Raw genomic sequence first — 20,926 nt, 5'->3', positions numbered from 1 at the left:
GCTCCATAGGCAGCGTGCGATCGGGATCTTTGATACAACCCACATTCCGCACCCTAGGTGTCACACAAGTATAATTACTCAGAAGAATCTATTTTTTAAGTGCTAAGTTATGCCTTTCAAATTTTTTTCATCCGTTAATATGCGGTATACAAGTATAATTTATAGCTGAATTGCCCAATAAAACTAAGTAAAAACCGATTGTGACAGTTGAGGTGCGGAATGTGGGATACAAGAGACAATGCACCGGAACTAGAAGAACTATTAAAAACCGAAATTAACATGACTAAAATCGGGCGCAAAATTACATTGATTCGAGCATGATTTTGGGTTTCATTAAGGGTTAGGTGTCCGATGCGATCGCCAATTTGTTCAGCGTTGAGTCCTCGCTTGTTAAATATAGTTTAGTCTGTAATATATGTAACTTTTTTCAGTGCGACGGCTCTTGTGTTTGAGTCGCATAGTGCGCCGAACTCGATCGAGAAAAGAAGATTCTGAGGGGGAGTAAGAAGGAGGTTGACATACATGAGTGACCTGCGGTAATCTTAGTTAGGTAAGATCGTGTATTCTACCGCATTTGCGACCCAATTATAAGTTATGCCCTCAAAAAAATTAGTTCTTATGTCTAAAAACAATGTCTAAAAACAAAACATTTCCTAGTATAAGAATTAACTCCATAGGCTCAAAACTATTCATTTATGTTTTAAGCACAGCCCTGTTGAGCTTGGGTGGTATGGCATTCCTGTTCTACAAAGTTTCTGAAGACCGCGCTCTGGAGCAAATCCAAGTAAAATTAGCAATCAGAGTAAGAGAAACCCAGAATCAACTGGAACAATCATCTGCCTATATAGGTGGCTTTGTGTTGGCTGTTCAAAACCTCCGTAAACTAGGTACTTTTACGACCAAGGATTATGAAAATCTTGCCCTTGAATTCTTCACCAACCGACCCGATTCCAGTATAGGTCTTGGACTCGGGCAAACTCCCTACGGACTGATTCCCCAACGCCAGTGGTACTACCCCTACTTTTACATCAATGAGAATAAACCCGTAACTCTAGGCAGACTCTTGCCCCCACCCTATAAGAATATTTACCAAGCAGACCTATTTAAAGAAGATAACTACCCCCAACAAGATTACTACAAACTACCTGTAGCTACAAGGCAACCCCTCTGGACTGAACCGTATCAATGGTTTGGATTTACCATCGTTAGCTACATGCAGCCCATTATCGATGAAAAAGGTAAGGTTATTGGCGTTGCTGGAGCGGATGTAGATACCGATGCTTTGAGCACTTGGTCTCAGGGAAAAGTAACCAAAGAAGGCGGCTATTTTGTTCTCCTCAGCCCATCGGGAAAACTGCTGGCTTATCCGCCAGAACCTGAAAAAGCGATTAGACGAGACAGCTATCAAACAGTGCCAGTTTTAGCGAAATTATGGACGCAAATTCAAGGAACAGAGGAAGGCATTATCCTAACTGATGATGCTTACATTGCCTATCAACGCATTCAGGGAGCTAACTGGTTTAGCCTCGCGATCGTGCCTAAGTCCCTAGTTTTAGTTCCATTGCTGACAATTACCCTTACCAATGCTTTGGGAGCAGGCATTATTCTAGCTTTGGTAATCGCTCTGTTTGTACGCCATCTAAATGCCCGACTCGATCCTCTGGTGAAAGAATGTGAAAAAATTACTGGCAGTGGCGATCGAGATTCAGATGATTTACTAAAACCAATAGATTATTTTGCCAAGCATGATGAAATTGAATTGTTGTCTCTAGCTTTCCATCGCATGGTCGAACGATTGCAGGCTTATTTTACAGCACTAGAAACAGTCAATAAACAATTAGAACAGCGAGTGGCAGAGCGCACCAGTGAATTGCAAACTGCCAATCAAGAAATTTTCGCACTCAATCAACTCCTGACCGAAGAAAATTTGCGTATGGGAGCAGAATTGAAAGTTACCCGTCAGCTTCAACAAACGATTTTACCCAAGGAATCGGAATTGAAGCAGAATAATCTACTAGACATTGCCGCTTTCATGGAACCTGCCACTGAAGTGGGTGGTGATTACTATGATGTGCTGGCTCACCAAGGTTGTCTAAAAATTGGGATTGGCGATGTGACAGGACATGGATTAGAGAGTGGCATCTTGATGATTATGGTGCAAACGGCTGTTCGTACCCTCTTAAATCACGGCGAAACCAATCCCATTAAGTTTCTCAGCACTATTAATACAACTATTTTTGATAATGTCCAAAGGATGAATTCTCCTAAGAATCTCACTCTAGCTATTTTAGATTATCAAGAAGGTATCCTGAAGTTAAGCGGACAACATGAAGAGCTGATCCTAGTACGATCGACTGGGGAAATAGAACGTATTGACACGATCGATTTAGGATTCCCCATTGGACTAGAAGCAAATATTGATGATTTTATCAGTCAAACTCAAGTTAACCTGAGATCGGGAGATGTAGTTGTGCTCTATACGGATGGGGTTACAGAAGCAAGGAATTTAACTAAAGAACTCTATGGTTTAGAGAGATTGGGTGATGTCGTCAAGCAAAATCTACACAATTCAGCAGAGACAATTTGTTGCAGAGTAATTGAAAGCCTGCGAAATCATATTGGCGATGGGGAAATTGATGATGATATTACTTTATTGATTTTAAAACAAAAGTAATAAAAGCGTTTTCTGGACTAATTGAAGATTGATGTCTGTGACTTTACTGAATCCGTAATACCAATTTAATTTGAAGCTGCATAGAATATCAGCAAGCTGAAAACATAGCCAGAAGGCGATCGCGCTTAAGAGCTATTCTATGCAACCTCATACAAAATTTGTATTACTCAAAATACTATCGGGTAGCTTCTACAAAACACTGCTACCGCATTGTTACCAGGCTCGTGCCTGGTAATGCTGTCTTGTGGCTCCAAACAGGAGGTAGAGCCTCCTGAAATTCATTCTCAGGCTCTGCCTCGGAACGAGACAAGCGAGAAAAATGGTAGGGCGCGTCCCTGCTGCTCGTAATACCGACAGTGCCGACAGCTTAAATTGCTTACATTTACGTTGTTCACGGGATTTATCCAACCGTTTTTGTCATAAAAAGATAATAACACCTATATATCTACCGGAATAGTGTACTATAATATAGCGTACAATTTAAACTCGATCGCAAGTGGGGAATGTGGAACTATCTTCTAGAGTAGAATATGCCTTGTTAGCGCTGTTGGAACTGGCGAGCCGCCACCCAAAAGAATCGCCCCTAACAGTGAACGAAATTACTGCTTTTCAAGAGATACCGGAACGCTATCTAGACCAAATTCTTGCCGTGCTGAGGCGTGCGGGTATCGTCCAGAGTCTGCGCGGCGCTAAAGGCGGTTATTTGCTGGCGAAAGAGCCTTGGCAGATTACTTTGCTAGAGGTGTTTTCGACTCTCGAAGGATCCGGCAGCGACCAGACCCAAAAAGTTTCGGAATCTGCAACAATAGAAAAAACTGCGGTGCTAGAAATCTGGCAGGAAGCTCAACAGGCATCTTGGGGCGTTTTGGAAAAATACACATTACAAGATTTGTGCGAACAGCGGGATGTTCGGAAGCAAGCAAATCCCATGTACTACATTTAACTGGAGAGAAATTAAACCATGAAAATTGCTAGAGATGTTACACAAATAATTGGCAGAACTCCTTTAGTTCAGCTCAATAAAATTCCTCAAGCTGAGGGAGTGGTTGCTACAATTGTAGCGAAATTGGAAGGGATGAATCCGGCGGCTTCGGTGAAAGATCGCATTGGGGCGAGCATGATTCAGGCGGCAGAAGATGCGGGGTTAATTCAACCTGGGAAAACTATTTTAGTTGAACCGACTTCGGGAAATACTGGAATTGCTTTGGCTATGATTGCGGCGGCGAAGGGCTACCGTTTGATTTTAGCTATGCCGGATACGATGAGCTTGGAACGCCGATCGATGCTGAAAGCTTACGGTGCTCAGTTGGAATTGACGCCGGGACATGAAGGGATGTTAAGCGCGATCGCCCGTGCGGAAGAAATTGTCGAAGAAACCCCCGATGCTTTCATGCTGCAACAGTTTAGCAACCCCGCGAATCCCAGAATTCATCGGGAAACCACAGCGGAGGAAATCTGGGCTGATACTGACGGTAAAGTAGATTTTTTAGTAGCGGGAGTGGGCACTGGCGGCACAATTACGGGAGTTGCTGAGGTAATTAAACAGCGGAAACCGAGTTTTAGGGCGATCGCAGTTGAACCGACTAACAGCCCCGTGCTTTCTGGAGGCAAGTCTGGTGCTCACAAAATCCAAGGGATTGGTGCGGGATTCATCCCGGAAGTGCTGCGAGTTGAGTTGATTGATGAGGTAATTGCAGTTAGCGACGAAGATGCGATCGCTTACAGCCGCCGCCTAGCCAGAGAAGAAGGATTGCTGTCAGGAATTTCTGCCGGTGCAGCATTGTTCGCTGCAATTCAAGTTGGCAAGCGCCCCGAAAATGCTGGTAAATTGATAGTTTTTGTGCAGCCTTCTTTTGGCGAACGCTACCTCAGTACAGTTTTGTTCAAAGACTTAGAATTGCCCACTGTCAGCGAACTCGAAGCATTAGTCAGCAATTATTAATCCGTTGTAGGGGCGATCGACCCTACTGCGGCATTGGTATTAGCTTAACCCGAAAGACCGCCGGGGAATTAATTCCCCGGCTCAAAGCGAAAGTCCTCTAAAGAGGACTAATGAGTTAATAGTCCTCTTCAGAGGACTTCAGCTTTGAGGCAGGGGTTTAAACCCCTGCCGGAGGGGCGGGTTTAACGCGGTTGTTGACACGCCCCCCACGGTTTTGCCCCCCCTTTTTCAAACTTGATACAACTTCCAACTCGCCATCGCCAACATTCCGTAAATAACAAACTTTAGCGGGCGTTGAGGCATAATTTTGCAGAATTTAGCCCCTACCAAAACTCCCGGTACAGAACCCAACCAAATTGGCAAAACTAAACTCCAATTGACTGTTCCGAGGCTGAGGTGTCCGACAGAGGTAAACATCAACAAAATTGCCGCCTGCGAAATATCTGTACCCACCAATTTAGAAGCATCCAGGCGGAAAAAAGCAATCAGCAAAAGTGCAAACATCGCACCGGAAGACACGCTAGTGATTCCCACTATGCAGCCCAAAATTGCTCCAGCGCTCACTGTGAAAATGCGACCGGAATTAGTATTTAAGTCCCATTCAGGGGGCGAAGGCAATTTTAAATTCGGGAGAAATATTTTGAGCAGTAATTGGCTCAGCGATAAAGCGACAATTAGTGCGATCGCAATTCCCAGACAGCGGAGCAATATGCAATCTAATTCCTGATTGCCGCTGCATTTGATGCAGTGCAAAATCCACACGCCACCCAGGGAACCGGGCACGCTACCCAAAGCCAGCCACTTAACTACTTGCAAGTCGAGGGTTTTTTGCTGCCAGTGTTTGAAGCCGCCAACAACTTTCATTAATGTGGCAGATACGACATCAGAACTAATAGCAATTGATGCGGGAACTTGAAAGACAAAAATCAACATTGGCGTGATGAGCGAGGCTCCTCCTACTCCTGTTAAACCCACGACAATGCCCACAAAAAAGCTCAGAAATGATAGTAAGAAATAGTTCATAATTTTGCCGATCAACTGTGTTTTATAGCGCACCTATCCAACTAATAATAGAACTTACGTATCGAATGATTGACTCGCAACAGGGCGAAGCGGGGTAGCACTCAATAAAATAGCAGTTTTACCCCAAGCGATACTTATAAGTGAGGCGATCGGGGCATCATAGATAAAAGAGAGCTGAGGTTAACAGACTCGCCGGAAAATATATCTGGAGTATCGAGAATCTTAAAATAAATCAATGCCACAACGACAACAGTGAAGGCGGTTGAGGAAGCTAAACCCGTCAATAACTCTTTTTTGAGGTTTTTTTCTTTCGGTTTGTCTGCAAAAACATCTACAGCCCCGAATTGCATCAAGAGAATTCCAGCAATATTGGAAAGCCAGTAGCCGACAATTGTGCCCGGAAACAGTAATTCTGGGGAAAGCCCACTGCAGATATACCCAAAGCCATAGGCAATTGGCAGATTGAAAAATAGGTCGTTCCACCAACACAGCGGTGACAGCAAATATCCAATTGCCAGAAGTAACCCGCCTCTGATCTTTTTAAACCAGACTTCGTTAAAGCCCTTAGCTTGTGGCAACTGTTGGGTGAGTTGTCCTGCAAGCTGGTACTTTTCACTGACTTTTTTAGCGTTTTCCACGTTAATAACTCATAACTCGCTCGGCTTACCGTAGTTTAACAGCAAAACTGAGTAATGTCTAGTAACTCGATAGAGTTGCCGTATTTTGCGGGTCAATACAGTTCAGTTAAAGCCGATCCCCCCGCATTCAGGGGGGATGCGAGGGGGCTCTCCGGGGAATAAACAGCCTTATCCCAAGCGTATTGATTTATGGGCGATCGGCTAAATCTACTTTCTTTCCGGTACTAAAAATATCGACGAGGGAGAGGTTGTTGAGAATGCTGGCGGGTGTCAGTTTAGGCGCCGATCGAGAAATTGAAAGCTTCAGGCAAATGCTTGACAGTTTGCCAAAGATATGCGGTATCGATGCCCCAGTAAAATTGCAGGTAAACGAGCAAAAGCCCGATCGCGACTGTCACGCCTAGCAATTTAGGGACTATTTTCGCGACAGTCTCCAGCACTACTAATGCTGCTGCCCAGACAGCAGCACCTAAGATGAGAATGGAAGCGATCGTGGCAACTGTATCGCTGTTCATGGTTAACTCCTGTTGAAAATCAATCGGGTATTACAAAACTACTTGGGCTCACGGCGGCTGCAAAGATAAAATAAATTACTCCAATCCCCAATAAGCCGACAGCCGAACTGAAGAGGAATATCAACCCATCTGACGGTTCGTAGGTGCGATCGTCAATTTGGCGGCGAACAATAAAGTATTTTCCAGTTGAGATTAACACTGTTGCTAAACCCACCAGAGAGAAGACTAAACCTAACTTCCAACCCGTGCCGTGACGGTGCTGTACGGGGATTTGCACGACGCGAAGTCGGATGATGACGACGCCAAAACCCATGAGGGCGATCGCGGCCCGCATCCATGCTAAGAAGGTGCGCTCATTTGCCGATCGATCGATCGCCAGCGACAGATTTTGCTGTTTTGGTTTCTCATCATCTACTTGCATCGGTTTGAACGATAATTGCATCGATCTGATATCTTGCACGGAGCGTCAATTGGGGATTTTTCGTGGGGTGGGGGCGGGTTTATTTAACCTGTTTGCAGCGCGATAGTCTGTTGGCGAAAGGGCCCCTACAGGATTGTTGAAAATGGTGCGTGATGTCAGAGCGATCGCACTCTTTGATATATTTTTAGTCAAAACTCGGATTATTCCGGACTCATTAAAGTAGTTTGGCTGCCGGGAACTGTGAAAATAAAATAAATTACTCCAGCTCCCAGAAGTGCGATCGCCAAACTAAAAAGCAGTACCCACCTATCTGTAGGTTCGTAAGTATCGTAATCGATATCGTGACGGACAGCAAAATAGTGCTTAGTGGAAATTAACACCGTCAGCAAACCCACCGCCGAAAACAGCAAACCCAACTTCCAGCCATTGCCGGGAGTGGGCAGCAGAGGCGGGTGGAAGGCGCGGAGGCGGACGATGACTACGCCAAAACCCATCAGGGCGATCGCTGTTCGCATCCATGCTAAATAAGTACGCTCGTTTGCCAAATGATCGCGTACCCTAGACGGATTTTGCCGCTTGGCTTTTGGCGTATCTGCTTTGGTTGATTTAAATCCTAACAGCATAGAGAAAAATCTTAATTTTAGCGATCGACTTTTAATGGAAAGAGAGCTTTTTTTGGCTTTAACGATGAGCCTTCGGGGGATTAGGCTGTGTTTATTGCTTCGGAGATCCCCCCCAGCCCCCCTTAAAAAGGGGGGAGAAAGAGTCGGAATGTCCCCTTGAAAACACGCCCTAATCCCGGCGCGGCTTCACCAAAACTAATCGTTTTCCTCAGTCGGTGCGTTGGGAACTTGCGTATCTATGTACGCCTGCGACACGTCGGGAATAAACCAATTAACTTCCCCAGGCTTGAAAACTTTAGCAGTAGGAACGTTGAATTCAACAGCCGCCGTTTCGGGATTAGCTGTCGCCACTAATTGAGTGCCGTCAACTATCTTAACAGCTACACCGCCAGTTAAAGCTTGTGCAACTTTGTCGATCGCACTTAAATCTGTTGCTGTGACATCGCTCGGCAGATAAACTCCATCGCAATCCCATTTATGCTCTGTGGTTTCACCTGCTCCTAGAAAATAAAGAGCATTCTCGTAAGAACCAGGAGATTCTTTGCGTTTCGTGCCGTAAATAGCCAGGGTTTTTCCCGTGTCATTGCGGCACTGACCCCAGCTTTTTCCTGTTTCTAAGGTATACTTTTGAAACTCCAACTGAGCGATTTTATTTTGAAGTTCCTCCGGGGTGTAATTCTCACTTTGTTCCGTCGAGTTTTTGGCAGCTAACAGAGTGTTGAGACTTTGAGTCACTTCGATATAGTCGGGATTGCTCGTGTATTTAGGCTTGTCTGACCCAGCCCAAGATGCGGGCGCAAAAACAAAATTGACTGCAATGACTAAGACCACTAAAACAATTTTCCAGAATTTCACAAATTTTCTCCTTTGGTAGACGCTTCGGCTATTAGAAATTTAATTTTCGGGTAACTTTCTGCTCAAAAAACACACAGGTTATTTTGATTTTATGTTATCATCTTAGATTTAATTGTCAAGCTAATTAAGTAAAATATACAATATCCCAAGTTAGATTTATTGGCACTATATTTTTTTAATCTTTATCTATCTTGAGAGGTAGGTAACGCAGAAAATTTAACCAATTATTTAGATTGAAATAGTGGCAGCAGCCGATAAGTACCGCTGTCTATCAAAATGAATATTCCCAAGCCAATCAAGACAAAAGGGACAACAGCCTTTGTATAGCGAGTTAAAATCTGAGCGATCGCCTTTTGGCTAGTCAACCAGTAAGCGACATAGCACCAAGCACCTACCATCAAAAAGAAAACCGCCAAAATCACCACCAAGCTCGGCAAATCGCTGCTAGCAAACAGCGGCAAATAAATGCCGATGTTGTCTCCCCCGTTGGCCACTGTTACCGCAGCGACATTCAAAGTTTGGGGATTAAAAAAATTTGCGAGTTTTGACACCGCAGATGAGTTAGATTGACGGTTAAATTCGCCCGATACCGCTTGTACGTCTTTTTCCTCATTTTCTCTTTTGACTAAGTGACTGATGCCGATCGCGATCGGAACCAAACCCAGCAAGCCAATCCAAGCTTTCGGCACAATTAAACCGCCAAAAAAACCGGGCAAACTAGCTGCGATGAGGGCGGCAAATCCGAGATACTTACCGATAAAGATATGCCGGGGGCGGAAAGTAGAATTTACCTGAGCGAAGAACAGCATCGAAATCACTAGATCGTCAATATTGGTGGCGACAAAAGATGTAATTCCGGCAATAATCGCTGCTGCAATCCAACTCATGTGCTGTTCCTTCAACTTTCCTAAACTTCTGGTTCGCTGGCGTTACTTCTGCTCAGAGTTATCAAACAGAAACCGCAACCAACTAAAGATATTATACTTAAAGTTGGACTTGCCAGAGTGCCGCTTTTAACCAGAATCGCCATTCCCAATCCGATCAAAACAAAAGGCACAAGCCGATCGCCGTAGCGAGTCAGAGAATCTGCGATCGCCCTCATCTGAATTAATCGATAGGCTGCATAGCACCAAACGCCCACCAGCGAGAAGAATACGCCGAGAATCACCGCCAGACTTTCTAAAGTATTGCTAGCAAACAGCGGCACGTAGATCCCGATATTGTCGCCACCATTTGCCACCGTTACTGCTGCTACGCTGTAAGTTTGAGGAGACAGAAAATTGCTTAAAAAAGAACTCTCGGATTGTCCTAATTCTGCCTCCGCTTCTTCACCGTCAGTGTCTGGATTCAGCCAGCGACTCAGCCCGATCGCAATTGGCAGCAAACCCAGCATTCCGATCCAATCTGGCGGAAAGATCAAGCGGCCAAAAAAGCCGGGAAGGCTAACAAAAACCAGTGCAGTAAAGCCCAGATACTGACCCGCAACAATGTGCCGGCGCCGAAATACTGCATTCACCTGCGAGAAAAACAGCAGCAAAATCAGAATATCGTCAAGGTTAGTAGCCGTAAAAGCCGTAATCCCAGTGGAAATTGCTGTCACTAATTCGTTCATTTCTGTGTCTCCTTAAATGGTTTGTAGTGCGGACTTAAGTCCGCTTGCATCGGAGCGGACTTAAGTCCGCACTACGAACAGGGGCGGTTTAATTAACACCTATAAACACCAACCTTGCAACTAATCAAAGCCGTTATTATCAATGGATACTGCCTTCAACCGAACACCGCCGTAAATTGCATTTTCGTCGTCGAACTTAGCGTGAATTGCCTCAATACCCTGCTCCATCGAACCAACAAGTTCGGGAGAGCGCAGCCGCTGCAAAACAAACCACCCGCAAGTCGCAACCAAGTACATCAAGAACAAGTAAGGAAACGCATCGTAAGGAGCTTCGGGAGGTGGGAACATAGTGCTGCCGGGAATGCCGACACTGCCCGCAATCGGAATCATCATAAATGCGATCGCCACCAGCGAACACACCGCATCCCGCACGCGCAATTTACCAATTTTGTGCAGGTAAACCGGAGCTGCGATCGAAATCAAAACGTACACTGTTAAAAATCCGTAGCTGCAAATCGCTCCCAAATAACCCATGCAGTCGTACAGTTTGATGTGAAACAAAGCCATCGCAGCGGGAACCAGAAACGTCAGAAACGTACACATCGAAACCGCAACGTGGGGAGTTCTGTTAGACGAATGCGCCGCACCTAATGAAGAGTGAAATAAACCGTGGCGCGCCATCATAAAGAATACTCTAGCCGCTGGATTGATGCTGCCGAGAACGCAAGCAAAGAAGCTCAATAAAGCGCCGATCGCAACTAACTCACCCAGCCAACCAAATCCCACCTGTTGCGCCAGAAAAGTTAGAGGATCTTCAGTATTAGTAATTGACTGTCCGCTGCCGCTAAAACCCAAAACCTCAATATAGGTCATCAAAATGAAGAATAAGCCTGCCATGACAGCACTGCCCATGACTGCTCTGGGGATATTTTTTAAGGGTTTTTTCGCTTCGTCGCCCAGAGAGGTAGCACTTTCAAAACCAGAGAAACCAAACATGACTAATACAAGTCCCGTCGCTATGCTGCCCGGAGTTACGCCTTCCAAAGTCAATTGCGACATATCCAGGGCAAAACCTTTGTGCGCCCAGATGATGATTCCTAAAAGTGCGATCGCCACCACAGATGCTCCCTCCAGCCACAGCATCGCCATAGCTGAAAGCTGGATGTCTTTGTAACCTGCATACCAAGCAACGCCGGCCCCAATCGCTAACAGCGTAATCTGTGACGGATGGATGCCCAAATGACCGATTAAAGTACCGCTAAAATTGGCAAAACCGCACAAAACTGCCATCGCCGTAAATAGATAAGCCAGTACCAAACTCCAGCCGCAAATCACGCCGGCAGTCGGGCCAAGTCCTTTAACAATGTAAGAGTAAAGAGAACCGGGAGAAGCCGATCTGCTAGCAAATTGGTTGATGTTGATACTGACAAATATTAAACCGATTAAGCCGATGAGAAAACTCAGCCAAGTCCCGTTACCCGAAAGGGCGACGATTAAACCTATATTTGATGCTGGTATAGTTGTAGGTGCAATGACGGCAAAGGATTGAGCTAAAACTTCTCCGAAGGAGAGGCAGTCCGGCTTTAAGCCGTGTGCACTATGATTTTTTTTCGTTTTCTCGCTCATTTATCTTCTCTATTTTTGTCGATCGACTTTTGGCGATCGATTTGAAAAAGTGGGTTCTGCTTCAGCGTCGGGCCCTGTGTTCAGACGCTTGAGTATAACTCTAATTCACCTCAACAGTTAAATCAAATGTTGTTTTTTATTGAATTAATAAATACAAGTGATGCAGTGGAGCCTAACTTCCATCACCCTTGGCCGTACAAAGGCGATCGGGCGCAGCAAGCTGAAAGCCTTGACGCTCTAGGAAAAGTCGAAATAACTGTTAGCAACCGTCCTTTTTGCGGATTTCCAACTTGTACAATGGAAGAGCAAAAAAGTACAGGCCAAGGCTTAGCCGCAATAGGTTAAAGTCTTAAAAAAACCTGTATTTGGTATGGGGTACTCACAATGGCCGGAATGACACTTGACCAACTGCGAGTTTTTCTAGCTGTCGCGGAACACCTGCACTTCAGCCGCGCGGCAGAGGAACTTTACATCACACAACCCGCTGTCAGTGCGGCAATTCAAAGCTTAGAGGAGCAATACGGAGTAAAACTGTTTCACCGCATCGGGCGCCGCATCGAAATCACTGAAGCCGGAAAGTTGCTGCAAGTCGAAACACAGAAAATTATCGATCATGTTGCTTTGACAGAGAGAGGTTTGCGGGAGTTGAACGACTTGCAGCGGGGCGATTTAAACTTGGGTTGCAGTCTGACAATCGGCAATTATTGGTTGCCGCACAAAATTAGCAAATTTAAACAAAAATATCCCGGTATTTGCGTGAATTGTACTCTGGCAAATGCCGAAGAAATCTGTGCGGGCATGGCGACTGGAATATTTGATTTGGGCTTGGTGACTGGAGACATTAAAGCTTCGCTGAAGAACGCTCTGGAGGAAGAAGTTGTCGGTACCGAGCGCTTGCTGATTGTAGTTGGCAAATCTCACCCTTGGTTTGAGCGTCAAGAAATTAATTTAACCGAAATTGCACAAACAGATTGGGTGATGCGAGAACCCGGTTCTGGAGTTCAGCAAATGTTGGAACAAGCTTTGCAAAGTTGGGGCATTAATCCCCATGAATTGAATGTAACTTTAGTTTTGACCAGCAGCGAAATGGTCAAAGCAGTGGTGGAAAACGGCACGGGTGCAGCGGCTATTCCTGAATTGATGGTAAACAAAGAATTGCAGCTATCTACACTGCGATCGATTAAATTTATAGATAGCAAACCAAGTTCCCATGTATCTTTTGAAATAATTAAACCTGTTTTGAAACTGAAGCACCGACAGCGTTTTCAAACGGGAATTACTAAAGCATTTGAACAGATATTAATTGAAGTTGATGGTAATTGATAATTGGTAATTGATACAGCAGTTTTCAGGTAAGCGAGGTAGAGAGAAAGCCGGTTTCTGTAGGGGCGGTGCCCCCGTGCCCGCCCCGGGTTTGGAGGGGTGTACTTCATAAACTTGAAAACTGCTGTAATTGATAATTGGTAGCTATTTGGAAGCATTCATACAACCTGCAACCAATACGGCCCGATCCCCCCTAACCCCCCTTAAAAAGGGGGGAACAAGAGAGTTCTTAAAGTCCCCCGACCTAAGGGGGATTTAGGGGGATCTGCGGGAGATAAACAGTGTTAATCCAAGTGTATTGGATTATAATTATCTCTCAACTAATTTCCTCAAGTCCAATAAATTTTTACTGCCATCACCAACAATCAGCGGCAATTTCCCGTTCCATTTTTCTATAGCTTGCCTTTCCAACAGTTCGGGCGTCAAATTGTCCCGCAGCAATCTTTGTACTTCGGCTTCTCCTTTAGCTAAATTCACCTTAGCCTCCGCCTCTTTTGCAGCCTTCAGCGCTAAAAACTCCCCTCTTTTTGCTTCCTGTTCGGCAATTTGTTTCGCCTCCACCGCATCGCTAAACCGCTCGGAAAAGTGAACGTGGACTAAAGAAATATCGTCAACGGCAATGTGATATGCAAGCAGCCTCAAGGTCAAAGAATCATCAACTCCGGCTTTAACTTCTCCCCGTTTAGTAATAATTTCTTCAGCCGTGTATTTCGCTATGACTGCTTTTAAGACTTCTTCAACTGCCGGATCGATAATGCGTTCGATCGCGGCTTCTTCGTCACCTATTTGTTGAAAAATAGCATTTGCTTCTTCTGGGATAATGTGCCAGTTTAGCGCTACATCTGCGAACACATCTTGCAAATCTTTTGATGAAGCTTCAGCGGAAATTTCCTGTTTCTGCACTCGCACGCTCAACTTTTGTACGGTATAAACTATGGGGAATATTACGTGAATTCCTTCGGGAAGTACCTGTTCTTGCACTTTACCAAACTGCATCATCACGCCCCTTTCTCCAGCGTTGACGGTGACAAAAAAATTGGACATAATAGCTAAGAACAGTATCGCTAGAGTTAGTTTAACAGCTATGTAAATATCCTTATTTTTTTTTATGCTTGATTTGAGCGAGTCAACGTTACTGCTGGATTCTAAAACCATATTCCACCCCGATCGCACTTAATTAGAGAACAAATATTGAATTCACCAATTTTCTATTTGCCCGACACCAGCAACTCCTCAAAATCCACTGCGGGCACGGGAGGGCTGAACAAATATCCTTGCATGGCATCGCACTCGTAGCGCCAGAGAAAATCTCTTTCTGCTTCTGTCTCAACTCCTTCGGCAATTACCTCAAGACAGAGACTGTGCGCCATTTCAATAATCGCTTTTACAATTGCTGCATTGGCGCAACCGTCGGTGATATTGGTGATAAAACAGCGATCGATTTTTAAAACATCGAAGGGGTATTGTGTGAGATAGCTTAAGGAAGAATAGCCTGTGCCGAAATCGTCAATAGAGATAGAAATTCCTAAATCTTTCAATTGTTGCAAAGTAGCGATCGCACTTTCGGCATCCTTCACCATCATACTTTCGGTGAGTTCTAATTCCAAACTGCTCGGTGCTAAACCAATTTCTGCTAAAATTTCGGCAACTCTGCTGCTGAGATCCGGTTGGTAAAATTGGCGCGGGGACAGATTCACCGCTATTTGCTCCAAGGAAAAACCAGCATTTTGCCAAACTTGCATTTGCCTGCAAGCTGTTTGCAAAACCCATTCGCCTAATTGTACGATGAAACCAGTTGCTTCAGCATCTGGAATAAATTCGGCGGGCGAAATCAGCCCTTTTTCTGGATGCAGCCAGCGCACTAAGGCTTCGGCGCTCATAATTTGACCCGTCTGAACATCGATCTGCGGCTGATAGTAAACTTGGAATTCTTGTCGATCCAGGGCGCCGCACAGATTTGTTTTTATCTGCTCTAATTTATCTGCGGCTTCTTGCAGCAATTCGTTGCTTTGCGATCGCAAATTATCCTGCTGTTTGGCCAAAGCTGCTTGTTTTTTCAAGCGGCTCGATACGGCGCCCACAAGTTCAGCTTTAGTAAAAGGCTTCGTCAGGTAATCATCTGCACCCAATTCCATGCCTTGCCGCACTTCGGATCGATCGGCTTTACCGGTCAGAAACACAAAAGGTACTGTAGCAGTAACAGGATGCGATCGCAATGCCTCCAGCACCCCGTACCCGTCAAGTTGCGGCATCATCACGTCGCAAAGAATCACGTCGGGAAGATTTGACACCGCCGCATTTAAGCCCATCGCTCCATTTTCTGCACCTGTCACGTCGTAACCTTCAGCTTTGAGGAGTTTGAGAATATTCTCGCGAATTACTCGATCGTCCTCAATCACTAGAATCTTGTTCATATGTCATTCCCTGAAAGCGATATAATTGACTCTGCTGTGGAACCCGATCGGCGTGAGAATAGCTGAGAACCCACAGATCGATCGACTTCACAGCGGAATATTTTCCGACACAAATAGCAGACACCCCAGAAAAACGCTAATTTTTCAAGGACCACTTGATTAATGTTTCTCTGCTTACTTAGCGCCGTCCGTATTATTACGAGGTTAGTTAATAAATCTCTAAACTTAATTCTAGGCGATCGACAGTTAGCAGCACCCTGAATAACTGCTAAACTGATTGTGCCACTAGAGCGATCGTCTGCAAACAATCTCAACCTATTTATAACATTTGCCAAAAACAATGCAACTGCCAGCAAGTTTCAAACCCTTGCAGAATAAGTCTTTCCTCATTCTTTAGTGTAAAATCTCAAATCAAACATCAAAAATGGTATTACCAAGTGGATTTCCTGAACCCGCACAGATTGGCGTCATAGAAATTAAGCAATATCCTCAGTACCGGGCTGTCACCTACACCCACGCGGGCGATTTGCGACAAGCGACAGGAATCGCTTTCAATCCTTTATTTCAACACATCAGCAACAACCAAATTGCGATGACAACCCCAGTAGAAGCGCGCTACACAGCAACTTCCGAGCAAATCAATGGAGTGCCTGTTGCAGAAGTTTCATTCCTGTATCCCGCACCAAATATCGCCCCCACCAGCGTTAACCCTGCTGTGGAAATTACTGATACTTCACCGATGACAGTTGTCAGTATCGGCGTGGGCGGCGCCTACACTTGGGAAAGCTACGAAAATAACCTCTCCCAACTCAAAGATTGGCTTCAACAACATCCCGAATACGAAATAGTCGGGCCGCCGCGCCGCTTTTTTTACAATTCTCCGATGACACCGGAAGCGACTAAAATCAGCGAAGTACAAATTCCGGTCAAATGCCGCTGACGTGAACAACCAATTCCCGAATGTGGCCCCGCTGGCGGTGTTCCCACAGGTAAATTCCCTGCCAAGTTCCTAACAATAATCTACCGCGTGCGATCGGGATTTGTTCGGAAGTATGAGTCAGCGCAGTGCGAATGTGGGCGGGCATATCGTCGGGGCCTTCCGCATCGTGAATGTAATTGGCGCCCTCCGGTACCAGTTTAGCTAAAAAATTAGCCAAATCCGTGAGTACATCCGGGTCAGCATTTTCTTGAATCACCAAGCTAGCAGAAGTGTGGCGCAAAAACAAGCTACAAAGTCCCGTTTTAATACCTGAATTTGCTACCGCATCTTCTATCTTAAGACTGATATTGTACAGCGACTTGCCTGTAGTTTTAATTTTGAGTATTTCCTGGTGATGAAGCATATCATATCCGGTAAAATAACCATTATAAGGTTCGTAGTGAGGACTTCAGTCCTCAAAAAAGAGAGGACTGAAGTCCTCACTACAAACCATCTAATATTTTAAACATTCAATGAGACTGTTTGCAAACTCTTGAGTCGGCGGAGGCCGACATTGTTTGTGTAGGCGCGATTTCAATCGCCGTCACTCGATTTTAGATTTTAGATTTTAGATTTTGGATGAAATTGTTTGCAAAAATCTTCAATCGCTGTTTGCAAAACTCTTGAGTCGGCGGAGGCCGACATTGTTTGTGTAGGCGCGATTTCAATCGCCGTCTTCCTAATCACCGTCATCCCGATCGCCATCTTTAAAATAGTCTACAACAGCTTGGGCGAGATCCTCCGTACCGCGCTTATCCAACTTATCCGACAAACGGGGCGGGTGCAGGGGCTTGTGCAAAAACCCCCAATCCCCCTCAAAAAACTCCGCCGCCGTCACAACTTGATGTTCCGCATAATTTTTCAGCCATTCCAACAACACAGCAGCTTCCGCAAAACCATCTCTCATAATAGAAACAACAGGTATTTCCAAACGCAAAGCTTCCGAAAAAGTGCTGTATCCCGGTTTAGAAACCAAGCGCCCGCAGACAGGCATCATATCGACCGGGCGCGGTAAAATTGGGAAAGATTGTGCAAACTGCGGATGTTTGACTCTAATCAAATTCGGCAAATCGGGAGCACCCGCATCAAAAGTGATAAATTGCCAATCGCTAAATTGCTGTAAATTGTGATAAGGAATTGCCTCTAAACCCAGTCCGCCAAAAGTCAGCAATACAGTTTTTTCCGTCGGTGATTCAATTCCAAATACTTCCCGAATCTTATCATTGCTGTAGCGGGGATTGCCGCCAGTCAAACCGACATCTTGAATATTTGGGAAAGCTGGCATCGGTTCGTGTAAAGGGAGACGAAAAAGTCGATCGCACTTTCCGAAACATTCACCAATCCAATCCGCCATTTCGTCAAACTCTCCGCCCCAATCTCGATAGATAAAATCCCACCCAAAATTGCTCATCATCCAGCAAGGAACCCCAGCCGCTGCTGCCATTCGCGTTGCTAAAGGAGGAATATCTGCCAGCACCAAACCCACGCGATTTTGCTTGATAAAATTAACTTCGCCGGCAATTATGGAATTTTGGTTTTTCCGAATTTCCCGCAATTTTTCTAGAGTTGCCTCTTTATCCATATGCAAACTGTCAGCCTGCACGACTCCGACATCAAAAGCGCGCGGACGGAGGATAAAATCGCCAGTAATATAACATTCTAGCAGCCAGCGAGGCGCAGTTGTTGTAATAATTAGTAAGATATCTGGATTTAATTCTTGAATTTTTGCAGCTACGGAAGAAACTCGGACGGCATGGCCGAATCCATGATTGGTGATGGCAATATATAATGTTGGTCTAGACATTGGAAATTGGGAATGGGGAATTGGGAATTGGGAATTGGGCATGGGGCATGGGGCAAACAGGGCATCGGCCAAACAGGGCATCGATCCGAAGAGAATTTGTAGCAACTAACCAATGACTAATGACTGCTGACTAATGACTGCTGACTAATGACTAATAACTCGATCGATAATTTCGGCTGCCATGTCTTGTAAGGATACCACTCGATCGGCAAAACCAGAATTAACCACACTTCCCGGCATCCCCCAGACAACGCTGCTAGCCTCATCTTGAACAATAATCTTACCCCCAGCCTCCCGGATATTCTGACAGCCCAGCAGCCCATCCTGCCCCATTCCAGTCAACACCACACCCAAAACCCCAGCACCGTAAATCTTAGCAGCCGATCGAAACAGCACGTCAACAGCAGGGCGACAAGAATTTTCCCGCGCCTCTTGATGGGTGCGAATTCGCGCCCCAAAGCCCTGTTTTTCCAGCACCATGTGGTAATCACCGGGCGCTATCCAAGCAACTCCAGGCTCAACAATAGCTCCCGTCACAGCTTCCTCCACTCTAATTTTGCACTTTTCGGTTAGTCGATCGGCCAAACGCTTCGTAAAAACCGGCGGCATATGCTGCACAATGACAATTGGTACAGGGAAATTAGCCGACAAACTCTGCAAAACAGTTTCCAAAGCATTTGGCCCACCCGTCGAAGCCCCAATCGCCAGAAGTTCGACTTTAGACTTAATATTTACCGCGAAATTAGACGATACAAAAGCTGGCTGAATTGGCGATTTTGTAGCAGGAGAAACATTCTGCTGTTCCGGTACTCTAATATTAGCCAATTTTTGCCTATTGCCGCGATCGCAAAAAACCTTAATCTTCGGAATCAATTGCTCGCGGATGTGTTCTAGCGCCGCTTCCTTGCTCTTCATATTGTGAGGCTTAGTCACGTAATCAGTAGCACCCAGCGCCAGAGCATTTAAAGTAGCAACAGCACCCAAATCTGTGAGCGCGCTAAACATAATTACAGGAATATTCCCGTCAATTTTTCGGATTGCCGCCAGCGTCTCCAAACCGTCCATTTCCGGCATTTCCACATCCAGCACAATCAAATCTGGATGCACCTGAGAAATCTTGGCTAAAGCAATTTTACCGTTGGGTGCAGTCCCCACAACTTCCAGTGCTGCATCGCCGTCGAGTACGTTACTTAACAATCGGCGCACCACTACCGAATCATCAACAATTAAAATCTTAATCTTGGGCATTTTGGATTAAACTCGAAATAACAAATCGAGCAGTAAGCGAGCTTGAAAAAACAGAATTAAATCGCCTTCTACGCCAATATCTATAATTTTAAAATGAGACATAAACAGTAGAATTGTTGAGCGCATATTAAAATTCATAGCGCTAAATATTTCCTCTGCTGAACCTTCTATATAGTGGGGAACTACATAACCAAGATTGTATTTTAAGGTATTGCTAAACGTGCCGACAATACCGCTAATAGCTAAATTGCCAATTTCCCCCATAATGTCGGCCTTATCTTGCTTGAATTCCTCGCTCGCCACATCGCCACCGCCGTTGAGAGCTAAAACAAGAGCATCAGCAGCCTCGCAGGAAAACAACATCTGAGCCGAACCGGATAAATTGCCGTTAAAATCAAGCTGCGCTACAGCTATTAGGTTTTTTCCCAAGCTTTGAATTAGGTTTTTTTGCAAAAATATCGGGGACAGCGCTTGGGATGAAGGAATTTCAAATTCTACCTCACAGTCGATCATTTCGCTCATCTGAGAAACTGCTGTGCCGATGGCTTTGTTGACAACATCTTGTAATTTGGTGTGTTTTCCGGTTTCGAGCTTGCCTAGGTTGAAATTCCGCATTTGACTGTGGGAATTAATGGCATCGGCGTTATTTGGATAAGCCGCAGTTGCCACGGTGTGCCGCAATTCTAATTCATTGTTAGTTTTTTTGAGAGTTGCGAATATTCCTGCTAGAGACAAATACTGAATCATATTTTTTGCTAACTCGTCGCTGAGAATAATCGTGGGTATTTGCAATAGTTCCAAGAATTGGATAATTGCTAAATAATTGTGTTCTATGGCTGCAAAATTTAGCAGTACAGCTTTGGGATGGTGGCACTCAGCAATATCTAAGCAAGTGTATAAATCTGTAGTTGCGGCAAATACATATTCGTCTGCTTTTAAGGTTTCGCGCAATATCTGATTTTCTGAATCCGAAAAGCCTCCAATCAGAATTAATGAAATTGGTTTTGAGTAGGTTTTCATTTGACTTAATTGTAATTGTAATTGTAATTGTAATTGTAATTTATAATTGATTTCCAGCTTTCTGGAGGGAAAACTTAATTATGTAGGGTGCGCAATGCGCACCTTACGGTTATAAGTAGCGCATAAAACTAATTATGTAGGGTGCGCAATGCGCACCTTACGGCTATAAGTAGCGCATAAAACTAATTATGTAGGGTGCGCAATGCGCA

General features: G+C 45.0%; 21 protein-coding genes. 6 read left to right on the top strand and 15 right to left on the bottom strand.

From position 1 onward, the window contains the following. The first annotated feature begins 631 nt into the window (after positions 1 to 631). The 3 genes from JGK39_RS07965 (at position 632) to cysK (ending at position 4,616) form a co-directional block, all read left to right on the top strand. Positions 632 to 2,674, top strand: a complete 2,043-nt coding sequence (locus tag JGK39_RS07965; protein ID WP_293253222.1) for a SpoIIE family protein phosphatase — start codon at positions 632 to 634, stop codon at positions 2,672 to 2,674. Positions 2,675 to 3,179: 505 nt separating this feature from the next. Then, on the top strand, positions 3,180 to 3,617 hold the full coding sequence (locus JGK39_RS07960; RefSeq protein ID WP_293253219.1) for an Rrf2 family transcriptional regulator: 438 nt from the start codon (positions 3,180 to 3,182) through the stop codon (positions 3,615 to 3,617). 18 nt (positions 3,618 to 3,635) lie between these two features. Beyond that, the gene (gene cysK / locus JGK39_RS07955) at positions 3,636 to 4,616 is read left to right on the top strand and encodes a cysteine synthase A (protein ID WP_293253216.1); all 981 of its coding nucleotides are present in this window, start codon (positions 3,636 to 3,638) and stop codon (positions 4,614 to 4,616) included. A 228-nt stretch (positions 4,617 to 4,844) separates the two neighbouring features. On the opposite strand, the gene JGK39_RS07950 is transcribed toward cysK, so the two are convergent. The 9 genes from JGK39_RS07950 to JGK39_RS07910 all read right to left on the bottom strand — a co-directional run bounded on the left by JGK39_RS07950 (position 4,845) and on the right by JGK39_RS07910 (position 11,929). Beyond that, positions 4,845 to 5,639: a sulfite exporter TauE/SafE family protein gene (locus tag JGK39_RS07950; protein WP_293253213.1), complete on the bottom strand. Its 795-nt coding sequence runs from the start codon at positions 5,637 to 5,639 to the stop codon at positions 4,845 to 4,847. A gap of 134 nt (positions 5,640 to 5,773) precedes the next feature. Then, positions 5,774 to 6,277: a hypothetical protein gene (locus JGK39_RS07945; protein WP_293253210.1), complete on the bottom strand. Its 504-nt coding sequence runs from the start codon at positions 6,275 to 6,277 to the stop codon at positions 5,774 to 5,776. Positions 6,278 to 6,552: 275 nt separating this feature from the next. Then, positions 6,553 to 6,792, bottom strand: a complete 240-nt coding sequence (locus JGK39_RS07940) for a hypothetical protein (protein WP_293253207.1) — start codon at positions 6,790 to 6,792, stop codon at positions 6,553 to 6,555. A 19-nt stretch (positions 6,793 to 6,811) separates the two neighbouring features. After that, the gene (locus tag JGK39_RS07935) at positions 6,812 to 7,234 is read right to left on the bottom strand and encodes a DUF202 domain-containing protein (RefSeq protein WP_293253204.1); all 423 of its coding nucleotides are present in this window, start codon (positions 7,232 to 7,234) and stop codon (positions 6,812 to 6,814) included. Between the two features lie 179 nt (positions 7,235 to 7,413). Then, complete coding sequence (locus tag JGK39_RS07930) at positions 7,414 to 7,836, bottom strand: DUF202 domain-containing protein (RefSeq protein ID WP_293253201.1); 423 nt, start codon at positions 7,834 to 7,836, stop codon at positions 7,414 to 7,416. Between the two features lie 195 nt (positions 7,837 to 8,031). Further along, positions 8,032 to 8,691 (bottom strand): hypothetical protein, encoded by a 660-nt coding sequence (locus JGK39_RS07925; protein WP_293253198.1) that lies wholly within the window; start codon positions 8,689 to 8,691, stop codon positions 8,032 to 8,034. A gap of 224 nt (positions 8,692 to 8,915) precedes the next feature. Beyond that, complete coding sequence (locus JGK39_RS07920) at positions 8,916 to 9,578, bottom strand: cadmium resistance transporter (RefSeq protein ID WP_293253195.1); 663 nt, start codon at positions 9,576 to 9,578, stop codon at positions 8,916 to 8,918. A 20-nt stretch (positions 9,579 to 9,598) separates the two neighbouring features. Further along, entirely contained in the window at positions 9,599 to 10,303 is a 705-nt protein-coding gene (locus JGK39_RS07915; protein ID WP_293253192.1) for a cadmium resistance transporter, read from the bottom strand. Positions 10,304 to 10,423: 120 nt separating this feature from the next. Further along, on the bottom strand, positions 10,424 to 11,929 hold the full coding sequence (locus JGK39_RS07910; RefSeq protein WP_293253188.1) for an APC family permease: 1,506 nt from the start codon (positions 11,927 to 11,929) through the stop codon (positions 10,424 to 10,426). A gap of 126 nt (positions 11,930 to 12,055) precedes the next feature. Between JGK39_RS07910 and JGK39_RS07905 the strand changes: the two genes are divergently transcribed. Both JGK39_RS07905 and JGK39_RS07900 read left to right on the top strand, forming a co-directional pair. Beyond that, positions 12,056 to 12,274 (top strand): hypothetical protein, encoded by a 219-nt coding sequence (locus JGK39_RS07905; protein ID WP_293253185.1) that lies wholly within the window; start codon positions 12,056 to 12,058, stop codon positions 12,272 to 12,274. 48 nt (positions 12,275 to 12,322) lie between these two features. Then, entirely contained in the window at positions 12,323 to 13,252 is a 930-nt protein-coding gene (locus JGK39_RS07900; RefSeq protein ID WP_293253182.1) for a LysR family transcriptional regulator, read from the top strand. 309 nt (positions 13,253 to 13,561) lie between these two features. On the opposite strand, the gene JGK39_RS07895 is transcribed toward JGK39_RS07900, so the two are convergent. Further along, complete coding sequence (locus JGK39_RS07895; protein ID WP_293253179.1) at positions 13,562 to 14,296, bottom strand: prohibitin family protein; 735 nt, start codon at positions 14,294 to 14,296, stop codon at positions 13,562 to 13,564. 164 nt (positions 14,297 to 14,460) lie between these two features. Then, the gene (locus tag JGK39_RS07890; protein WP_293253176.1) at positions 14,461 to 15,666 is read right to left on the bottom strand and encodes an EAL domain-containing response regulator; all 1,206 of its coding nucleotides are present in this window, start codon (positions 15,664 to 15,666) and stop codon (positions 14,461 to 14,463) included. A gap of 424 nt (positions 15,667 to 16,090) precedes the next feature. Here JGK39_RS07890 and JGK39_RS07885 point away from each other — a divergent pair, with 424 nt between their 5' ends. After that, positions 16,091 to 16,606, top strand: a complete 516-nt coding sequence (locus JGK39_RS07885) for a heme-binding protein (protein WP_293253173.1) — start codon at positions 16,091 to 16,093, stop codon at positions 16,604 to 16,606. Here JGK39_RS07885 and JGK39_RS07880 read toward each other — a convergent pair. From JGK39_RS07880 to JGK39_RS07865, 4 genes are all read right to left on the bottom strand, one after another. Beyond that, entirely contained in the window at positions 16,593 to 17,009 is a 417-nt protein-coding gene (locus JGK39_RS07880) for a secondary thiamine-phosphate synthase enzyme YjbQ (protein WP_293253170.1), read from the bottom strand. The two genes, JGK39_RS07885 and JGK39_RS07880, sit on opposite strands and share 14 nt — an antisense overlap. A 315-nt stretch (positions 17,010 to 17,324) precedes the next feature. Continuing rightward, positions 17,325 to 18,449, bottom strand: a complete 1,125-nt coding sequence (locus JGK39_RS07875) for a glycosyl transferase (protein ID WP_293253167.1) — start codon at positions 18,447 to 18,449, stop codon at positions 17,325 to 17,327. A 144-nt stretch (positions 18,450 to 18,593) separates the two neighbouring features. Beyond that, positions 18,594 to 19,697: a chemotaxis response regulator protein-glutamate methylesterase gene (locus tag JGK39_RS07870; RefSeq protein ID WP_293253164.1), complete on the bottom strand. Its 1,104-nt coding sequence runs from the start codon at positions 19,695 to 19,697 to the stop codon at positions 18,594 to 18,596. A gap of 6 nt (positions 19,698 to 19,703) precedes the next feature. Continuing rightward, positions 19,704 to 20,717, bottom strand: coding sequence for a hypothetical protein (locus tag JGK39_RS07865; protein WP_293253161.1), 1,014 nt, complete (start codon positions 20,715 to 20,717; stop codon positions 19,704 to 19,706). Positions 20,718 to 20,926 lie beyond the last annotated feature (209 nt).

This window comes from Microcoleus sp. PH2017_12_PCY_D_A (assembly GCF_020738565.1).
Taxonomy (GTDB): domain Bacteria; phylum Cyanobacteriota; class Cyanobacteriia; order Cyanobacteriales; family Microcoleaceae; genus Microcoleus.
This window is presented reverse-complemented; position numbering and strand designations above follow the sequence as displayed.